General features: G+C 50.7%; 30 protein-coding genes. All 30 read right to left on the bottom strand.

What is annotated here, in order from left to right; genetic code table 11:
- Positions 1–226: 226 nt before the first annotated feature.
- Entirely contained in the window at positions 227–565 is a 339-nt protein-coding gene (rplQ, locus tag DW817_RS10335; RefSeq protein WP_009015361.1) for a 50S ribosomal protein L17, read from the bottom strand.
- A gap of 17 nt (positions 566–582) precedes the next feature.
- Positions 583–1,554 carry a DNA-directed RNA polymerase subunit alpha gene (locus tag DW817_RS10330; RefSeq protein WP_009015362.1) on the bottom strand — a complete coding sequence of 324 codons (972 nt, stop codon included), beginning with the start codon at positions 1,552–1,554 and terminating at the stop codon, positions 583–585.
- A gap of 63 nt (positions 1,555–1,617) precedes the next feature.
- Positions 1,618–2,211 (bottom strand): 30S ribosomal protein S4, encoded by a 594-nt coding sequence (gene rpsD / locus DW817_RS10325; RefSeq protein ID WP_009015363.1) that lies wholly within the window; start codon positions 2,209–2,211, stop codon positions 1,618–1,620.
- A gap of 17 nt (positions 2,212–2,228) precedes the next feature.
- Positions 2,229–2,621 carry a 30S ribosomal protein S11 gene (gene rpsK, locus DW817_RS10320; protein ID WP_009015364.1) on the bottom strand — a complete coding sequence of 131 codons (393 nt, stop codon included), beginning with the start codon at positions 2,619–2,621 and terminating at the stop codon, positions 2,229–2,231.
- Between the two features lie 21 nt (positions 2,622–2,642).
- Positions 2,643–3,008: a 30S ribosomal protein S13 gene (gene rpsM / locus DW817_RS10315; RefSeq protein ID WP_009015365.1), complete on the bottom strand. Its 366-nt coding sequence runs from the start codon at positions 3,006–3,008 to the stop codon at positions 2,643–2,645.
- Positions 3,009–3,027: 19 nt separating this feature from the next.
- Complete coding sequence (rpmJ, locus tag DW817_RS10310; protein WP_009015366.1) at positions 3,028–3,141, bottom strand: 50S ribosomal protein L36; 114 nt, start codon at positions 3,139–3,141, stop codon at positions 3,028–3,030.
- A 29-nt stretch (positions 3,142–3,170) separates the two neighbouring features.
- Positions 3,171–3,389, bottom strand: a complete 219-nt coding sequence (gene infA, locus DW817_RS10305; protein ID WP_009015367.1) for a translation initiation factor IF-1 — start codon at positions 3,387–3,389, stop codon at positions 3,171–3,173.
- 12 nt (positions 3,390–3,401) lie between these two features.
- Positions 3,402–4,049, bottom strand: coding sequence for an adenylate kinase (locus DW817_RS10300; RefSeq protein WP_009015368.1), 648 nt, complete (start codon positions 4,047–4,049; stop codon positions 3,402–3,404).
- Positions 4,050–4,059: 10 nt separating this feature from the next.
- Positions 4,060–5,316 (bottom strand): preprotein translocase subunit SecY, encoded by a 1,257-nt coding sequence (gene secY / locus DW817_RS10295; protein ID WP_009015369.1) that lies wholly within the window; start codon positions 5,314–5,316, stop codon positions 4,060–4,062.
- Positions 5,317–5,757 carry a 50S ribosomal protein L15 gene (gene rplO / locus DW817_RS10290; protein WP_009015370.1) on the bottom strand — a complete coding sequence of 147 codons (441 nt, stop codon included), beginning with the start codon at positions 5,755–5,757 and terminating at the stop codon, positions 5,317–5,319. It abuts the gene before it with no gap.
- A gap of 12 nt (positions 5,758–5,769) precedes the next feature.
- Positions 5,770–5,955 (bottom strand): 50S ribosomal protein L30, encoded by a 186-nt coding sequence (rpmD, locus tag DW817_RS10285; protein WP_009015371.1) that lies wholly within the window; start codon positions 5,953–5,955, stop codon positions 5,770–5,772.
- Between the two features lie 13 nt (positions 5,956–5,968).
- Positions 5,969–6,469 carry a 30S ribosomal protein S5 gene (gene rpsE / locus DW817_RS10280; protein WP_009015372.1) on the bottom strand — a complete coding sequence of 167 codons (501 nt, stop codon included), beginning with the start codon at positions 6,467–6,469 and terminating at the stop codon, positions 5,969–5,971.
- Between the two features lie 18 nt (positions 6,470–6,487).
- Positions 6,488–6,850 (bottom strand): 50S ribosomal protein L18, encoded by a 363-nt coding sequence (gene rplR / locus DW817_RS10275; RefSeq protein WP_016459951.1) that lies wholly within the window; start codon positions 6,848–6,850, stop codon positions 6,488–6,490.
- A 25-nt stretch (positions 6,851–6,875) separates the two neighbouring features.
- On the bottom strand, positions 6,876–7,424 hold the full coding sequence (gene rplF, locus DW817_RS10270) for a 50S ribosomal protein L6 (protein WP_009015374.1): 549 nt from the start codon (positions 7,422–7,424) through the stop codon (positions 6,876–6,878).
- Between the two features lie 29 nt (positions 7,425–7,453).
- Positions 7,454–7,852 carry a 30S ribosomal protein S8 gene (gene rpsH, locus DW817_RS10265; protein ID WP_009015375.1) on the bottom strand — a complete coding sequence of 133 codons (399 nt, stop codon included), beginning with the start codon at positions 7,850–7,852 and terminating at the stop codon, positions 7,454–7,456.
- A gap of 32 nt (positions 7,853–7,884) precedes the next feature.
- Entirely contained in the window at positions 7,885–8,070 is a 186-nt protein-coding gene (locus DW817_RS10260; RefSeq protein ID WP_009015376.1) for a type Z 30S ribosomal protein S14, read from the bottom strand.
- A 14-nt stretch (positions 8,071–8,084) separates the two neighbouring features.
- Positions 8,085–8,627 (bottom strand): 50S ribosomal protein L5, encoded by a 543-nt coding sequence (gene rplE / locus DW817_RS10255; protein WP_009015377.1) that lies wholly within the window; start codon positions 8,625–8,627, stop codon positions 8,085–8,087.
- Positions 8,628–8,647: 20 nt separating this feature from the next.
- Complete coding sequence (gene rplX, locus DW817_RS10250; RefSeq protein ID WP_009015378.1) at positions 8,648–8,968, bottom strand: 50S ribosomal protein L24; 321 nt, start codon at positions 8,966–8,968, stop codon at positions 8,648–8,650.
- 18 nt (positions 8,969–8,986) lie between these two features.
- Entirely contained in the window at positions 8,987–9,355 is a 369-nt protein-coding gene (gene rplN / locus DW817_RS10245) for a 50S ribosomal protein L14 (protein WP_009015379.1), read from the bottom strand.
- Positions 9,356–9,405: 50 nt separating this feature from the next.
- The gene (gene rpsQ / locus DW817_RS10240) at positions 9,406–9,666 is read right to left on the bottom strand and encodes a 30S ribosomal protein S17 (RefSeq protein WP_009015380.1); all 261 of its coding nucleotides are present in this window, start codon (positions 9,664–9,666) and stop codon (positions 9,406–9,408) included.
- Between the two features lie 35 nt (positions 9,667–9,701).
- On the bottom strand, positions 9,702–9,896 hold the full coding sequence (gene rpmC, locus DW817_RS10235; protein WP_009015381.1) for a 50S ribosomal protein L29: 195 nt from the start codon (positions 9,894–9,896) through the stop codon (positions 9,702–9,704).
- On the bottom strand, positions 9,896–10,354 hold the full coding sequence (rplP, locus tag DW817_RS10230) for a 50S ribosomal protein L16 (protein ID WP_009015382.1): 459 nt from the start codon (positions 10,352–10,354) through the stop codon (positions 9,896–9,898). Before rplP ends, rpmC begins: the two co-directional genes overlap by 1 nt.
- Positions 10,354–11,037, bottom strand: coding sequence for a 30S ribosomal protein S3 (rpsC, locus tag DW817_RS10225; protein ID WP_009015383.1), 684 nt, complete (start codon positions 11,035–11,037; stop codon positions 10,354–10,356). The genes rplP and rpsC overlap by 1 nt, the downstream gene beginning before the upstream one ends.
- A 28-nt stretch (positions 11,038–11,065) precedes the next feature.
- Positions 11,066–11,401 (bottom strand): 50S ribosomal protein L22, encoded by a 336-nt coding sequence (rplV, locus tag DW817_RS10220; protein ID WP_009015384.1) that lies wholly within the window; start codon positions 11,399–11,401, stop codon positions 11,066–11,068.
- A 23-nt stretch (positions 11,402–11,424) separates the two neighbouring features.
- Complete coding sequence (gene rpsS / locus DW817_RS10215) at positions 11,425–11,706, bottom strand: 30S ribosomal protein S19 (protein WP_009015385.1); 282 nt, start codon at positions 11,704–11,706, stop codon at positions 11,425–11,427.
- Positions 11,707–11,734: 28 nt separating this feature from the next.
- Positions 11,735–12,565, bottom strand: a complete 831-nt coding sequence (gene rplB, locus DW817_RS10210; RefSeq protein ID WP_009015386.1) for a 50S ribosomal protein L2 — start codon at positions 12,563–12,565, stop codon at positions 11,735–11,737.
- A gap of 21 nt (positions 12,566–12,586) precedes the next feature.
- On the bottom strand, positions 12,587–12,877 hold the full coding sequence (gene rplW / locus DW817_RS10205; RefSeq protein ID WP_009015387.1) for a 50S ribosomal protein L23: 291 nt from the start codon (positions 12,875–12,877) through the stop codon (positions 12,587–12,589).
- The gene (rplD, locus tag DW817_RS10200) at positions 12,877–13,506 is read right to left on the bottom strand and encodes a 50S ribosomal protein L4 (RefSeq protein ID WP_009015388.1); all 630 of its coding nucleotides are present in this window, start codon (positions 13,504–13,506) and stop codon (positions 12,877–12,879) included. The genes rplW and rplD overlap by 1 nt, the downstream gene beginning before the upstream one ends.
- A 20-nt stretch (positions 13,507–13,526) precedes the next feature.
- Positions 13,527–14,186, bottom strand: a complete 660-nt coding sequence (rplC, locus tag DW817_RS10195) for a 50S ribosomal protein L3 (RefSeq protein ID WP_009015389.1) — start codon at positions 14,184–14,186, stop codon at positions 13,527–13,529.
- A 12-nt stretch (positions 14,187–14,198) separates the two neighbouring features.
- On the bottom strand, positions 14,199–14,510 hold the full coding sequence (rpsJ, locus tag DW817_RS10190; RefSeq protein WP_009015390.1) for a 30S ribosomal protein S10: 312 nt from the start codon (positions 14,508–14,510) through the stop codon (positions 14,199–14,201).
- Between the last annotated feature and the right edge of the window lie 228 nt (positions 14,511–14,738).

Below are 14,738 nucleotides of genomic sequence, written 5' to 3'. Positions count from 1 at the left end.
CTCTCCAGGAGTGCATAGACACTTTAGCACCCCAAAATTTGACAAAGAACCGATTAAGTTCCGCCCCCTCCCGAAGGGCGGTTTGGGACCGCCCCTTTCAGTTCCTTCGAGGCTTTTAGCATCACAGCACCACTGCATCAAATCAACCCGATTTCTGCGCCGAGCATAAAAACAACCCCTGCAGCTTTATGGCTGCAGGGGTTGTTTTTTATGCCTTGAGACCCAATCAGATGAGTTCCAGAATGGCCATATCAGCAGCATCGCCGCGGCGAGGGCTGGTCTTGTAGATGCGGGTGTAACCGCCATTGCGTTCCTTGTATTTCGGGGCAATGACTTCGAAGAGTTTCTTCGTGGCTTCTTCATCTACGAGGAAGGCCAGAACTTTACGGCGGCTAGCCAGATCATCGGTTTTGGCCGTCGTAATGAGTTTTTCTGCCAGACCGCTGATTTCCTTGGCTTTGGTTTCAGTGGTCTCAATTCTCTCGTTTTTGAAGAAGGCGGTCAGGACGCTACGGAACAGCGCTTTCCGGTTGCTGGAGCTGCGGCCCAATTTTCTGTATGCCATGTTTCGTCTTCCTCCTATTATTCTTCGTCGGAGCTGCGCAGGTGAAGGCCCAGTTCCTCAATCTTATTCTTGACTTCTTCCAAGGATTTGCTTCCGAGGTTACGGACGCAAATGAGCTCGTCTTCCGTCTTGTTGATGATATCCTCTACCGTGTTGATGCCGGCCCGTCTGAGGCAATTGTTGGAACGGACGGTGAGGTCCAGATCGTCAATGGACATCTGGAGCACGGACGATTTCGTTCCTTCCTCATCGGGTTTGCCACTTTCTTCGCTCCCCTGGATTTTGGGAACATTGGTGGTCTTGAAGAGGGCCAGGTAGTTGATCAGGATTTCAGCAGCACTCGTCACGGCTTCATCCGGTCCCAAGCTGCCGTCGGTCCAAACTTCCAGGGTCAGGCGGTCATAGTTGGTGACGTTGCCGACACGAGTGTCGGTGACGCCAAACTTGACGCGCGTGATTGGAGAATAGATGGAGTCGACAGGAATGAATCCAATGGGCTGATCCTTGGATTTGTTCTTATCAGCTGAGACGTAGCCGCGTCCGATATCGACATAGATTTCCATATTCAGGTTGGCGTTCTTGTCGAGGGTTGCAATGTGCAGCTCCGGATTCAGAACTTCCGTATCCTGGTCGGTAATGATGTCGGCACCGGTCACTTCACCTTCGCCGGACTTCTTGATATAGAAAGTCTTGGGTTCATAGGTGCCCTGGTCATCCAGGTTCACCTTGAAGCACAAGGCTTTGATATTTAAAACGATATCTGCGACGTCTTCCCGTACCCCCTCGATGGTGGAGAACTCATGGAGCACACCATCGATCTTGATTCCCGTGACGGCCATGCCGGACAGGGAGGACAGGAGCACACGACGCAGGCTGTTGCCTAAGGTAATACCGTATCCACGTTCCAAAGGTTCCCAGACAAACTTTCCGTATCGTCCATCAGGGGAAATTTCGTCGATAACAAGGCTCGGTTTTTCAATTTCCTTCATGCGGAAGCCTCCTTTTGCGCATTACCACAATACGCAGTATCTATTGTGGAGAACAGTATAAGATTACTTGGAGTACAGTTCGATGATGAGCTGTTCTTCGATAGGAACATCGATTTCATCACGAACAGGCAGACGGTCAACCTTTCCGCTGAGGTTCTGTCCGTCCACAGAGATCCAAGCAGGAACAGCGCTCTTGCCGAGGGTTTCTGCCATACCTTTGAAGTAAGCGGAGCTGCGGCTTCCTTCCATAACGGAAACAACATCACCGGCTTTGACGAGCGCAGAGGGGATGTCCAGGCGCTTGCCGTTTACGGCAATGTGACCATGGGTAACGAGCTGACGAGCCTGACGGCGCGTACGAGCAAGACCCAGACGGTACACAACGTTGTCCAGTCTGCGTTCCAGAAGGATCAGCAGGTTGGTACCAGCGATGCCTTCCATTTTCTTTGCTTTTTCATAGTAGCCGCGGAACTGTTTTTCCAGAACGCCATAGATGAACTTGGCTTTCTGTTTTTCAGCCAGCTGCATACCGTATTCGCTCTTCTTCTTGAACTGACGTTTCGGCTGACGGTGAGATTCCTTCATCACACCGACGAAAGCCGGAGACATGCCCAAGGATCTGCATCTTTTCAGAACAGGAGTCTTATCAATAGCCATCTAACACTTCACCTCCATTATACTCTTCTGCGTTTAGGCGGACGGCAGCCGTTATGCGGGATCGGAGTTACGTCCTTGATGGATTCAACTTCGAGACCTGCGGCCTGCAGTGCACGGATTGCGGCTTCACGGCCAGCACCCGGGCCCTTGACGAAGACTTCGATTCTCTTCAGGCCATGTTCCATAGCGGCTTTGGCAGCCGTTTCAGCAGCCATCTGAGCTGCGAAGGGAGTGCTCTTACGGGAACCGCGGAAGCCCATGCCGCCTGCGGATGCCCAGCTGAGGACTGCACCGGTCGTATCGGAAATCGTTACGATGGTGTTATTAAAGGTGGAACGAATATGTGCCACACCAGCTTCAATGTTTTTGCTTACTTTCCGTTTGTTACGGACAACTTTCTTACCAGCCACTCGTCTGATCCCTCCTTACGATTATTTCTTCTTGCCGCCAACGTTCTTGGGGCCTTTGCGAGTACGGGCGTTGTTCTTGGTGTTCTGACCACGAACAGGCAGACCTGCTCTGTGGCGACGGCCACGATAGCAGCCAATTTCCACCAGACGCTTGATGTTCAGGGATTCCTCACGGCGGAGGTCACCTTCTACTTTATATTCGTGATCCAGGAGCTCACGAAGCTTTGCGATTTCAGCTTCCGTCAGGTCACGGACACGGGTATCCGGGTTGATCCCAGTCTTTTCCAGGATTTCGCGGGAAAGGGTCAGGCCAATACCGTAAATATACGGCAGAGCATATTCAACACGCTTATCTCTCGGCAAATCTACACCGGCGATACGAGCCATTATTCAAAGCACCTCCTTCTTAACCTTGTCTTTGTTTATGTTTCGGGTTTTCGCAAATGACCATAACGCGGCCTTTGCGCTTAATGATCTTGCATTTTTCGCAAATGCGTTTTACAGACGGTCTAACTTTCATTGTTGCTGAACCTCCTCTTGCCAATCCTCTTATTTAAACCGATAAGTAATCCGGCCCCGGTTGAGGTCATAAGGCGTCAGTTCGACGGTAACCTTATCGCCAGGGAGGATCTTAATAAAGTTCATACGTATTTTGCCAGAAATGTGGGCAAGGATTTCGTGGTCATTTTCCAGTTTGACCCGGAACATGGCATTAGGCAGGGATTCAAGGACCGTACCTTCTACTTCAATAGCATCTTGTTTCGACACAATCCTGCCTCCTTACTTACCCTTTACAGCCTTGACAACGTCAGCATAGACCTTGTCAATGGGCTGGGTGCCATCGATTTCCTTGTACACGCCGGCAGCTTTGTAATACGCAATCAGAGGAGCTGTTTGGCTATGATACGCTTCCAAACGTTTCTTTACAGTCGTTTCCTTGTCATCATCCCGCTGGTAGAGGGATCCGCCGCATTTGTCACAGACATTTTCCTTTTTGGGGGGATTGAAGGTGACATGGAAGGTTGCGCCACAGGCCTTGCAGATGCGGCGGCCCGTTACGCGGCTGACAAGGTCGGCGTCGGGAACAGCAATGTTCACAGCGGCGTCAAGCTCGATCTTGAGGTCCTTCAGGATGTCATCAAGAGCAGCAGCCTGTTCCTTCGTGCGTGGGAATCCATCCAGGATGAATCCTTTGACACAGTCCGGCTGGCTCAGGCGTTCCCGTACGATTCCAATGGTGACTTCGTCGGGCACCAGTCCGCCGGCGTCCATATATTTCTTGGCTTCCTTGCCCAGTTCCGTTCCATTTTTCACAGCCGCACGGAACATATCTCCCGTGGAAATATGGGGAATTGGGAAGTCGGCAACTAATTTTTCTGCTTGGGTTCCCTTGCCTGCGCCGGGAGGTCCCATTAAAAGAATATGCATATTTTCTCTCCTATTTCATGAAGCCTTGGTAATGACGCATCAGTACCATGGATTCAACCTGCTTCATCGTATCGAGGGCAACACCAACAACGATGAGGAGTGCCGTACCGCCAAAGTAGATGCCGGAGATTCCCGTCAGCCACACGATGATGTTTGGCATCACCGCAATGAAGGCGAGGAATACGGCCCCTGCCAAGGTGATCCTGTTCATGATCTTATCAAGGTAAGCAATGGTCGGCTTGCCAGGACGAAGGCCCGGGATGAACCCGCCATACTTCTTGATGTTGTCGCACATCTCAGGGATGTTGAGGCTTACTGCCGTATAGAAGTAAGTAAAGAACAGGATGAGCAGTACGTACAGTGTTGTCTGCAGCGGAGTGCCCCATTGGAGATAGCTGGCTACCTTCTGCACCCAGGGAACCTGGATGAACTGGGCAATCGTTACAGGAAACATCAATACGGAAGAGGCGAAGATGATAGGCATGACACCGGCTTGGTTGACCTTAAGCGGAATATAGGTCGTATGGCCACCGTACATCTTGCGCCCAACAACGCGCTTGGCGTACTGGACGGGAATCTTGCGGTAAGCGACGGTGATCGCTACGACAAACATCACCATGAGTACGGCCAGGACTGCGAAAATCAGGAGATTGAAGATGTTGATGGTTCCGGCTTGTAAGTACCGGTACATAACGGCCATTCCACTCGGAAGCCTTGAAATGATACCAGCGAAAATGATCAGCGAGATCCCGTTTCCGATCCCTCGCGCCGTAATTTGCTCACCGATCCACATGAGGAGAATCGTACCTGCCGTCAGGGAGACGACAATGGTGAGGTAGGAGAAGAAAGTCGGGTTATTGACGGCAACGCGGAGGCCATAGGCCATGCCGATTGCCTGGATCACACCAAGAACAACGGCTGCGTAGCGGTTGATCTTGTTGATCTTTTTGGCGCCCTCCGCTCCTTCCTTGGACCATTCTTCCAAGGTCGGGATGACCACGGTCAAAAGCTGAGTGATGATCGACGCATTGATATAAGGAGTAATGCTCATAGCAAATATTGAAAATTTGCTGAGTGCGCCGCCGGAGAACAAGTCGAGCAGCCCGAACAGGTTTCCGTTATTGAAAAGCTGTTCGATCATGGCTGCGTTGACCCCCGGAACGGGGATTTGCGTTCCAGCCCTGAATACTATGAACATCGCAAGTGTAAAAGACAACTTCTTTCGGAGTTCTGTAGCCTGCATCAGGTTATCAAGGGCTGAAGCCAATTAGATCACCTCTACTTTACCGCCGGCAGCAACGATCTTTTCCTCTGCGGTCTTGCTGAAGCCACAAGCCTTGACGGTGAGCTTCTTCGTAAGTTCGCCGTTACCGAGGATGCGGATACCGTCGCGGACGTTCTTGACGATACCTTCTTCGATAAGGGATACAGGATCGACCACTGCGCCGTCGTCAAAGCGATTCAGTTCCTCGACATTTACAACGGTGTAATGAGCGCCGAATTTATTGTAGAAACCGCGTTTCGGCAGACGCAGGTATAACGGCTTCTGGCCACCTTCGAATCCAGGACGCTTTACCCCGCCACTACGGGATTTCTGACCTTTTTGGCCTTTACCGGATGTCTTGCCCAGTCCGGAACCAAGACCACGGCCAACACGGACGCGGGATTTCTTGGAGCCAGGAGCGGGTGCTAATTCATGCAGATACATCGCAAGCCCTCCTTAAGCCTTGACTTCTTCGACTTCAACAAGATGTGCAACCTTGTGGAGCATACCACGGAGGGAAGCACTATCTTCTTTTACAACACTGGTACGGATCTTACCCAAGCCCAGGGCCTTAACGGTTGCGCGCTGGTCTTTCGGATAACCAATCAAGCTACGGGTAAGCGTGATTTTAACTTGTGCCATCTCGCTGTCCTCCTTAGCCTAACAATTCTTCTACAGTCTTACCGCGCAGGGCAGCAACATCTGCAGCATTTTTCAGGAGCTTCAGGCCTTCCAGCGTTGCGCGAACAACGTTGTTCGGGTTGGAAGTTCCCTGGGATTTGGTGAGGATGTCTTTGACACCAGCCAGTTCCAGGACGGCACGGACCGGGCCGCCGGCGATAACACCGGTACCAGGGGCAGCCGGTTTCAGAAGGACGCGGCCAGCACCAAAGATGCCGATGATTTCATGAGGAATGGTGGAGCCCTTCATCGGAACCGTGATGAGGTTCTTCTTGGCATCTTCCACACCCTTACGGATGGCTTCAGGCACTTCGGCAGCTTTGCCCATGCCCATGCCAACTTTGCCATTTTCGTCGCCGACAACAACCAAAGCAGAGAAGGAGAAACGACGTCCGCCTTTGACGACTTTAGCTACGCGGTTAATGAAGACGACTCTTTCTTTGAAGCCGTCATCTTGTTTTTCAAAATTAGCCACTTAAATGTCCTCCCTCTGTTAAAATTCCAGGCCAGCTTCGCGAGCAGCTTCTGCAAGAGCAGCTACGCGGCCATGGTACAGGTAACCACCACGGTCAAACACAACGGTCTTGATCCCTTTTTCAAGGGCTTTCTTGGCGATTTCAGCACCAACAACCTTGGCTGCTTCGATGTTGCCGCCGTAGTTTTCTTTGTTGGCCTTTTCAACCGTGGAAGCAGCGACGAGGGTTTCGCCGGTTTCATCGTTGATGATCTGAGCATAGATGTTGCTCAGGGAGCGATATACGTTAAAACGGGGTCTTTCAGCAGTACCCACAATATTTCTGCGCATGCGCACGTGACGTTTCTGACGTGCAGCGTTCTTATCTTTCTTGTTCAGCAAGAGATTCACTCCTTCCTTCTAGAAATTACTTCTTGCCTTTGGCGCCCGCTTTACCAACCTTGCGGATGATATGTTCGCCAACGTAACGGATCCCTTTGCCTTTATAAGGTTCAGGAGCACGCAGGCTGCGGATTTCAGCGGCAACAGCACCCACTTTTTCCTTGTCGATACCGGATACAACGATCTGGCTCGGACCAGGAACATCAAAGGTGATGCCTTCGGGCGGTTCCATGACGCAGGGATGGGAGAAGCCGAGCGTAAAGCTGATGGCCTTGCCCTGTTTAGCAGCACGGTAACCAACACCCTGAATTTCCAGGCTCTTGGAATAGCCTTCCGTAACACCGATGATCATGTTGTTGATCAAGGTACGGGACAGGCCGTGGAGAGAGCGATGGGTCTTATCATCGCTGGGGCGGGTCACGGTGATGACGCCGTCTTTGAGTTCCACGCTAATTTCTTTGTTGATCTGGCGGGAAAGTTCGCCTTTCGGTCCCTTGACGGTGACCAGATTATCGTTCACGGTTACCGTAACCTTATCAGGGACGGTAATCGGATTCTTACCAATTCTTGACACTTATAAGCACCTCCGGTCCTAGGATGATCTTACCAAACGTAAGCGATGACTTCGCCGCCAAGTCCAGCCTTGCGGGCAGCCTTGTCAGTCATCATGCCCTTGCTGGTGGAGATAACAGCGATCCCCAGGCCACCCAGTACGCGAGGCAGCTGGTCTTTCTGGGAGTAAACCCGGAGGCCGGGTTTGGAGATACGTTTAATGCCGGAAATAACATGTTCCTTGTTCGGACCATATTTCAGAAGTACGCGGATCACATCTTGATGCTTTCCGGGAACGACTTCGAAATCTTTGATGAAACCTTCGTTCTTCAAAATCTCTGCAATGGCAGTCTTGATTTTGGAACAGGGGATTTCAACTTTATCGTGATGAACCGAGTTTGCATTACGGATGCGCGTAAGCATATCGGCAATCGGATCAGTCATAGTCATTTGCGAATATCCTCCTTCCTGAATTTGCGCTCTTACCAGCTTGCTTTTTTAACACCGGGGATAGCGCCTTCATAAGCGTATTTCCGGAAGCAGATACGGCAAATGCCGAACTTGCGCATGTAAGCGTGCGGTCTGCCACAAATCTTGCAGCGGTTATATTGACGAACCTTGAACTTAGGTTCCGCTTTCCATTTCTCAATCAATGCGGTCTTTGCCACGGTTTTACTCCTCCTTACGCACTGAACGGCATACCGAGCAGTCTCAAGAGCTCTCTGCCTTCTTCGTCACTCTTAGCCGTCGTAACGATGATTACGTCCATGCCGCGGACTTTATCAACCTTATCATAGTCGATTTCCGGGAAAATCAGCTGTTCCTTGAGGCCGATGGAGTAGTTGCCACGACCGTCAAAGGACTGGGGATTGACACCACGGAAGTCACGGACACGAGGAAGAGCGATGTTCATGAATTTATCAAGGAATTCATACATGCGGCTGCCGCGGAGCGTAACCTTGACACCAATGGGCATGCCTTCACGCAGTTTGAAAGCAGCGATGGATTTCTTGGCTTTCGTGATGAGGGGTTTCTGGCCGGAAATAACAGTCAGGTCCTCAACTGCGGAATCAATGGCTTTGCTGTTGGTGACAGCATCGCCGCAGCCAATGTTGATGACAACTTTTTCCAGTTTCGGAAGTTCGTTGACATTCTTATAATTGAACTTTTCCATTAAGCCTTTGCAGACTTCGGAAGTGTATTTTTCTTGCAATCTGGTTGCCATTTGTTCTCCTCCTTCCCGTATTATTTATCGATGACTTCGCCGCATTTCTTGCAAGCTCTGGCGAATCCGTCACCAACAGCCACTTTCTTAATACGGGTCGGTTTCTTGCAAGCCGGGCAGACAATCATGACGTTGGAAGAAGAAATCGGGGATTCCTTTTCCACAATGCCGCCCTGCGGGTTTTTCTGGCTCGGTTTGCTGTGGCGCTTCACAACGCTGACGCCTTCAACGGTAACTTTGCCTTTTTTAGGGAAAGCAGCTACAACTTTGCCTTCCTTGCCTTTATCTTTGCCGGCGAGTACCACAACGGTATCGCCTTTTCTTACGTGTAATTTGGTCATGTTCGCGATACCTCCTTCTTAGAGTACTTCCGGGGCCAGGGAAATGATCTTCATGTAATCTTTTTCACGAAGTTCACGTGCAACTGGTCCAAAAATACGAGTGCCCACCGGGCTCTTGTCGTCTTTGATAACGACAGCTGCGTTTTCGTCGAAACGAATGTAGGAACCGTCAGCACGGCGAGTGCCTTTGACGGAACGGACGACAACGGCCTTTACGACTTGACCTTTTTGGACAACGCCACCGGGTGTTGCATCCTTAACAGCAGCTACAATCACATCGCCGATATTGGCGTATCTACGATAAGAACCGCCCAATACGCGGATACACATAATCTTCTTGGCACCGGTATTGTCGCCAACATTCAGCACCGTCTGTTGTTGAATCATGGTTTACCTCCCTTGCTGAGCAAGACTGCCCAGCAGTCTATCAGTCAATCTTATTTTGCGCGTTCAACGATTTCAACGACACGCCAGCACTTATCCTTGGACAAAGGACGGGTCTGCGCAATCTTAACGGTATCACCAACATGTGCATCGTTGTTTTCGTCATGAGCCTTCAATTTGATGGTATGCATTACGCCTTTTTTATAGAGGGGATGCTGAACCAGACGTTCGATGGCGACCACTACGGTCTTTTGCATCTTGTCGCTAACGACTTTGCCCGTACGCGTAACACGCATGTTTCTTTCTTCAGCCACGAAATGTTGCCTCCTTCGCTTAGGTATAACTCCAATCAGGAGTTAATCTCGCGTTCTCTCTGGATCGTTTTGATCTGGGCGATGGACTTCTTGACTTCACGGATCTTCATGGGGTTTTCCAGTTGTCCCGTCGCCATTTGAAAACGCAGGTTGAAAAGTTCGTCTTTCAAGCCGGCCAGCTTTGCATCGAGATCGCTGCCAGACATTTCTCTGATTTCTTTAGTTTTCATTAAGCTTCACCACCTACTCCATTTTCACGCGCGGTGACTTCGGCATCCAGCTGTTCCTTGCTAACAAAACGGGTCTTGATCGGCAGTTTGTTGCCAGCAAGACGCATCGCTTCGCGAGCAACTTCTTCCGTTACGCCAGCCATTTCGAACATCACGCGGCCCGGTTTGACAACGGCAACCCAGTATTCAGGGGAACCTTTACCACTACCCATACGGGAGCCAGCGGCTTTAGCGGTGACAGGTTTGTCCGGGAAAATCTGGATCCAGACTTGACCGCCACGTTTGATGTAACGGGTCATAGCAATACGGGCAGCCTCGATCTGACGGTTGGTGATCCAGGACGGTTCCAGGGCGACCAAACCATACTCGCCGTGTGCTACACGATTACCACGCATTGCGCGGCCCTTCATGCGTCCTCTATGTTGTTTACGATGCTGTACTCTCTTTGGTAATAACATTATTTCGCCCCTCCTTCTTGCCCTTCAGGAGCTTCTTTCTTAGCGGCTGCTTTCACAGTCGGGAGAACTTCACCTTTATAGATCCATACCTTGATGCCGATGCGGCCATAGGTGGTATGGGCTTCAGCAGTACCATAGTCAATGTTGGCACGCAGGGTGTGCAGGGGAATGCTGCCGTCACGATAAGATTCGGTACGGGCAATTTCAGCACCGCCAAGACGGCCGGAGCAGGTGATCTTGATTCCTTTTGCACCCAAGCGCATGGTACGGCCTACGCACTGTTTCATGGCACGGCGGAAAGCGATACGGCGTTCCAGCTGGCCAGCTACGTTTTCAGCAACGAGGGTAGCGTCCATATCGGGGGATTTGACCTCGATGATGTTGATGTCCAGTTTGCTGTCAGTCAGTTTAGCAAGATCCTTCTTGAGGAGCTCAATATTGCTGCCCTGACGGCCAATGACAATACCCGGTTTAGCCGTGTAGATGGAAATACGCATCTTTTGTTCGGTTCTTTCGATGGCTACACGGGAAATGCCAGCCTGGAACTGTTTATCTTTAATGAATTCACGGATTTTGATATCTTCCAAAAGATATTTTTGATAGTCTTTGTCGGCGAACCACTTGGAATCCCAATCATCGATTACGCCAACCCTAAAACCATGTGGATTAACTTTCTGACCCACTATTCATTCCCTCCTTCTGACAGGATGATTATTTTTCGGATACAGCAACAGTCACGTGACTGGAGCGTTTCAGGATCTTGAATGCCTGTCCACGGGAGCGTGGATGAATTCTTTTCATGGTCGGACCCTGGTCCACAAATGCGCTGGACACTACCAGATTATCAACGTTCATGTCGAAATTATGTTCCGCATTGGCAACAGCCGAGCGAAGCACCTTCTCAATCACTTCAGAACCAACCTTAGGGGTGTACTTGAGGATTGCGAATGCTTCGTTCACGGACTTACCGCGGATGAGGTTGATCACAATGCGCAGTTTGCGCGGTGCGATGCGGATATATTTGGCAACAGCCTTAGCTTCTTCCATCGTATGGTTCCTCCTTCCCCTAATTATTTACCAGCGACAGCAGCCGCTTTATCACCATGGCCTCTGAAGAGGCGGGTCGGTGCAAATTCGCCGAGTTTATGGCCAACCATATCTTCCGTAATGTAGACGGGAACATGTTTGCGGCCGTCATGAACAGCAATGGTATGCCCCAGGAATTCAGGGAGAATCGTAGAGCTGCGGCTCCAAGTCTTGACGACTTTCTTTTCCCCTGCAGCATTCAGGGCATCAATTTTCTTTTTCAGGCTTTCCTGGACGTACGGTCCTTTTTTTACAGATCTGGACACGGGTTATGCCTCCTTTCCCAGTACTTGGTTATTTCGTTCTGCGTTTCAGGATCAGTTTGCTGGAAGCTTTCTTGTTCTTCCGGGTACGAGTACCAAAAGCACTCTTGCCCCAAGGAGTAACAGGACGCTTACGACCAACAGGGGAGTGACCTTCACCACCGCCATGCGGATGGTCGTTCGGGTTCATCGCAACACCGCGGTTAGCAGGACGGACACCAAGCCAACGGGAACGGCCGGCTTTACCAAGGGTCAGGTTTTCGTGATCCAGGTTGCCGATTTCGCCGATGGTTGCACGGCAGTTGATGTGGACCTGACGGAGCTCACCAGAGGGGAGACGGAGCAGGGCATAGCTGCCTTCCTTAGCCATGAGCTGGATACCAGCGCCAGCAGAACGGCCAAGCTGACCACCTTTGCCGATTTTCATTTCGACGTTGTGGACCATGGTACCAAGGGGGATATTGAGGAGCGGCAGCGTGTTGCCGACCTTGATATCAGCTTCGGGACCGCTTACGACGACATCGCCGACCTTCAGGCCCTGAGGAGCCAGGATGTAGCGTTTTTCGCCGTCAGCATAGTTCAAAAGGGCAATGTTGGCAGAACGGTTAGGATCGTATTCGATCGTAGCCACTTTAGCCGGGATATTGTCCTTCGTACGTTTGAAATCGATGATACGATATTGTCTCTTGTGGCCGCCGCCCTGATGACGGACCGTGGTCTTACCGGTGTAGTTGCGGCCGGCATGCTTGTTCAGTTTGACAACCAAAGGGCGATGGGGCTTATCCGTCGTAATCTCTTCAAAGGTGGACACAGTCATGCTGCGTCTAGAAGGAGAATACGGATTAAAGCTTTTAATAGCCATGTTTTGACCTCCTTAGACGAATTACATTCCTTCGAAGAGCGGAATCGTATTGCCACTAGCGAGCTTTACAATTGCTTTCTTGTAATCGGAACGCTTACCTTCAAATCTGCCCATACGTTTTTTCTTGCCTTCAACGCGGACAGTGTTGACGTTAACAACCTTGACATTGAAGATGGCTTCAATGGCTTGGCGGATTTCTGTCTTGTTAGCTCCCATAGCTACCTGGAAAGTATATTTGTTGTCCTTCATCATATCAGAAGTCTTTTCGGTAACGATAGGTCTAATGATGATGTCGCGAGGATTAGCAGCCATTATGCGAGCACCTCCTCAATTCTAGCTACGGCATCTTTGGCCAGCAGTACTTTTTCTGCATTCAGGATGTCGAAAACATTCAGGCAGTCGTTGCTGAGTGCCTTGACTTTCTCAATGTTGCGGGAAGAAAGTTCAACGTTTTCGTTTTCACCGTCCGTGATGATCAGGGCTTTCTTATTAGAAGCTTCGAAGCCTTTGAGCATTTCAACGGTGTTCTTGGTTTTGTTATCGGCAAAGGAAAGACCATCAACGATAACGAGGGAGCCATCGGCAACCTTGGAGCTCAGTGCGCAGCGGATAGCAAGGCGACGGGCTTTACGGGGCATATCGATAGCATGGCTGCGGGGACTCGGTCCAAAGATGGTACCGCCGCCGACCCACAGAGGGGAACGAACGGAACCGGCACGGGCACGGCCAGTACCTTTCTGTTTCCAAGGCTTTCTGCCGCCACCACGGACCATACCGCGGGTTTTGGTAGCATGGGTGCCTTGACGTTCATTGGCTTGCTGCATAACAACAGCCTGGTGGACAACGGCTTCGTTGAATTCTACGCCAAAGACGTAATCCATCAATTCTATTTCTTCACCGGTCTTTTTACCGGTCAGATCGTAAATTGCAACTTTCGGCATTGTAACGCCCTCCTTTCGAATTATTTCTTGTCAGCTTTTTTGACAACGGGGCGAACCGTGTCTCTAAGCATCAGGAAGGTACCAGCGGCACCAGGAACAGAACCCTTGACCATGATGAGGTTGCGTTCTGCATCCACTTTGGCAATCGTCAGTCTTTGAACGGTCGCACTCTGACCACCCAGGCGGCCAGGAAGCTTCTTGCCTTTGATTACACGTCCGCCAGGACCGGAATGCATCGGACCGTTGGAGCCCGGTTCACGGTGGCTCTTGGAACCGTGTTTCATAGGACCACGAGCGAAGTTGTGGCGTTCAATCGTACCAGCGAAGCCCTTACCGCGGGAAACGCCGATGGCGTCAACGAGATCACCAGCTGCAAAGATGTCAGCTGCAATCTTATCGCCGACTTTATATTCAGAAGCTTCAGCAAGACGGAATTCCCGTACGAATTTGACAGGAGCGACACCAGCCTTGTCGAAGAAACCCTTCATGGGTTTATTAACGTGTTTTTCTTTGATATCACCAAATCCGAGCTGAATGGCGTTATAGCCGTCCGTCTCTTCCGTCTTGTTGGCAAGCACCACGCAGGGACCTGCTTCAACAACGGTTACAGGGACGAGCGTACCGTCAGCTTCGAAAATCTGGGTCATGCCTAATTTTTTACCTAAGATTCCTCTAGCCATCATCGCACCTCCTTACGCTTTGATCTCAATATCTACACCAGCAGGAAGATCCAAGCGGGTCAGTGCGTCGATCGTCTTAGGTGTCGGTTCCAGGATATCAACGAGTCTCTTGTGGGTTCTCATTTCGAACTGTTCACGGGAGTCCTTGTTGACATGAGGGGAACGCAGGATCGTGTAGATGTTCTTTTCCGTAGGAAGCGGAATCGGACCAGAAACCTGTGCACCGGTACGTTTTGCCGTTTCCACAATCTTGGAAGCGCTCAGGTCCAGTGCTTTGTAGTCATACGCTTTCAGGCGTATACGGATTTTTTGAGTCTTTGCCATTGTGCTTAATTCCTCCAATCGCCACGTTTCAATGAACGGACATACTCAGCAAAAGTTCCCTTCCTGACCTCTCGGGCGGAAGCCATCTCTTGCCTCATCGCGGGCCCATAATAACATAAAGAAGTGAGGGGCTTTTGTCAAGCCCCTCGCTTGGGCTTTAAAGATTATTTCGAAGATTATTCTTCGATTTCGGTAACAACACCAGCGCCAACGGTACGGCCGCCTTCG

This window comes from Acidaminococcus sp. AM33-14BH (assembly GCF_003603525.1).
Lineage (GTDB): Bacteria > Bacillota > Negativicutes > Acidaminococcales > Acidaminococcaceae > Acidaminococcus > Acidaminococcus intestini.
The sequence above is the reverse complement of the archived record's forward strand: the minus strand, read 5'-3'. Positions and strand labels throughout refer to the sequence as shown.

Excerpts from the sequence above, each read along its gene's own strand:
- rplQ (WP_009015361.1), bottom strand. The coding sequence starts at position 565 with ATGGCATACAGAAAATTGGGCCGCAGCTCCAGCAACCGGAAAGCGCTG.
- DW817_RS10330 (WP_009015362.1), bottom strand. The coding sequence starts at position 1,554 with ATGAAGGAAATTGAAAAACCGAGCCTTGTTATCGACGAAATTTCCCCT.
- rpsD (WP_009015363.1), bottom strand. The coding sequence starts at position 2,211 with ATGGCTATTGATAAGACTCCTGTTCTGAAAAGATGCAGATCCTTGGGC.
- rpsM (WP_009015365.1), bottom strand. The coding sequence starts at position 3,008 with ATGGCTCGTATCGCCGGTGTAGATTTGCCGAGAGATAAGCGTGTTGAA.
- rpmJ (WP_009015366.1), bottom strand. The coding sequence starts at position 3,141 with ATGAAAGTTAGACCGTCTGTAAAACGCATTTGCGAAAAATGCAAGATC.
- DW817_RS10300 (WP_009015368.1), bottom strand. The coding sequence starts at position 4,049 with ATGCATATTCTTTTAATGGGACCTCCCGGCGCAGGCAAGGGAACCCAA.
- rplO (WP_009015370.1), bottom strand. The coding sequence starts at position 5,757 with ATGTATCTGCATGAATTAGCACCCGCTCCTGGCTCCAAGAAATCCCGC.
- rpmD (WP_009015371.1), bottom strand. The coding sequence starts at position 5,955 with ATGGCACAAGTTAAAATCACGCTTACCCGTAGCTTGATTGGTTATCCG.
- rpsH (WP_009015375.1), bottom strand. The coding sequence starts at position 7,852 with ATGACTATGACTGATCCGATTGCCGATATGCTTACGCGCATCCGTAAT.
- rplE (WP_009015377.1), bottom strand. The coding sequence starts at position 8,627 with ATGGCAACCAGATTGCAAGAAAAATACACTTCCGAAGTCTGCAAAGGC.
- rplX (WP_009015378.1), bottom strand. The coding sequence starts at position 8,968 with ATGACCAAATTACACGTAAGAAAAGGCGATACCGTTGTGGTACTCGCC.
- rplN (WP_009015379.1), bottom strand. The coding sequence starts at position 9,355 with ATGATTCAACAACAGACGGTGCTGAATGTTGGCGACAATACCGGTGCC.
- rpmC (WP_009015381.1), bottom strand. The coding sequence starts at position 9,896 with ATGAAAACTAAAGAAATCAGAGAAATGTCTGGCAGCGATCTCGATGCA.
- rplP (WP_009015382.1), bottom strand. The coding sequence starts at position 10,354 with ATGTTATTACCAAAGAGAGTACAGCATCGTAAACAACATAGAGGACGC.
- rplV (WP_009015384.1), bottom strand. The coding sequence starts at position 11,401 with ATGGAAGAAGCTAAGGCTGTTGCCAAATATATCCGCATCGCACCGCGC.
- rplB (WP_009015386.1), bottom strand. The coding sequence starts at position 12,565 with ATGGCTATTAAAAGCTTTAATCCGTATTCTCCTTCTAGACGCAGCATG.
- rplW (WP_009015387.1), bottom strand. The coding sequence starts at position 12,877 with ATGGCTGCTAATCCTCGCGACATCATCATTAGACCTATCGTTACCGAA.
- rplD (WP_009015388.1), bottom strand. The coding sequence starts at position 13,506 with ATGCCGAAAGTTGCAATTTACGATCTGACCGGTAAAAAGACCGGTGAA.
- rplC (WP_009015389.1), bottom strand. The coding sequence starts at position 14,186 with ATGGCTAGAGGAATCTTAGGTAAAAAATTAGGCATGACCCAGATTTTC.
- rpsJ (WP_009015390.1), bottom strand. The coding sequence starts at position 14,510 with ATGGCAAAGACTCAAAAAATCCGTATACGCCTGAAAGCGTATGACTAC.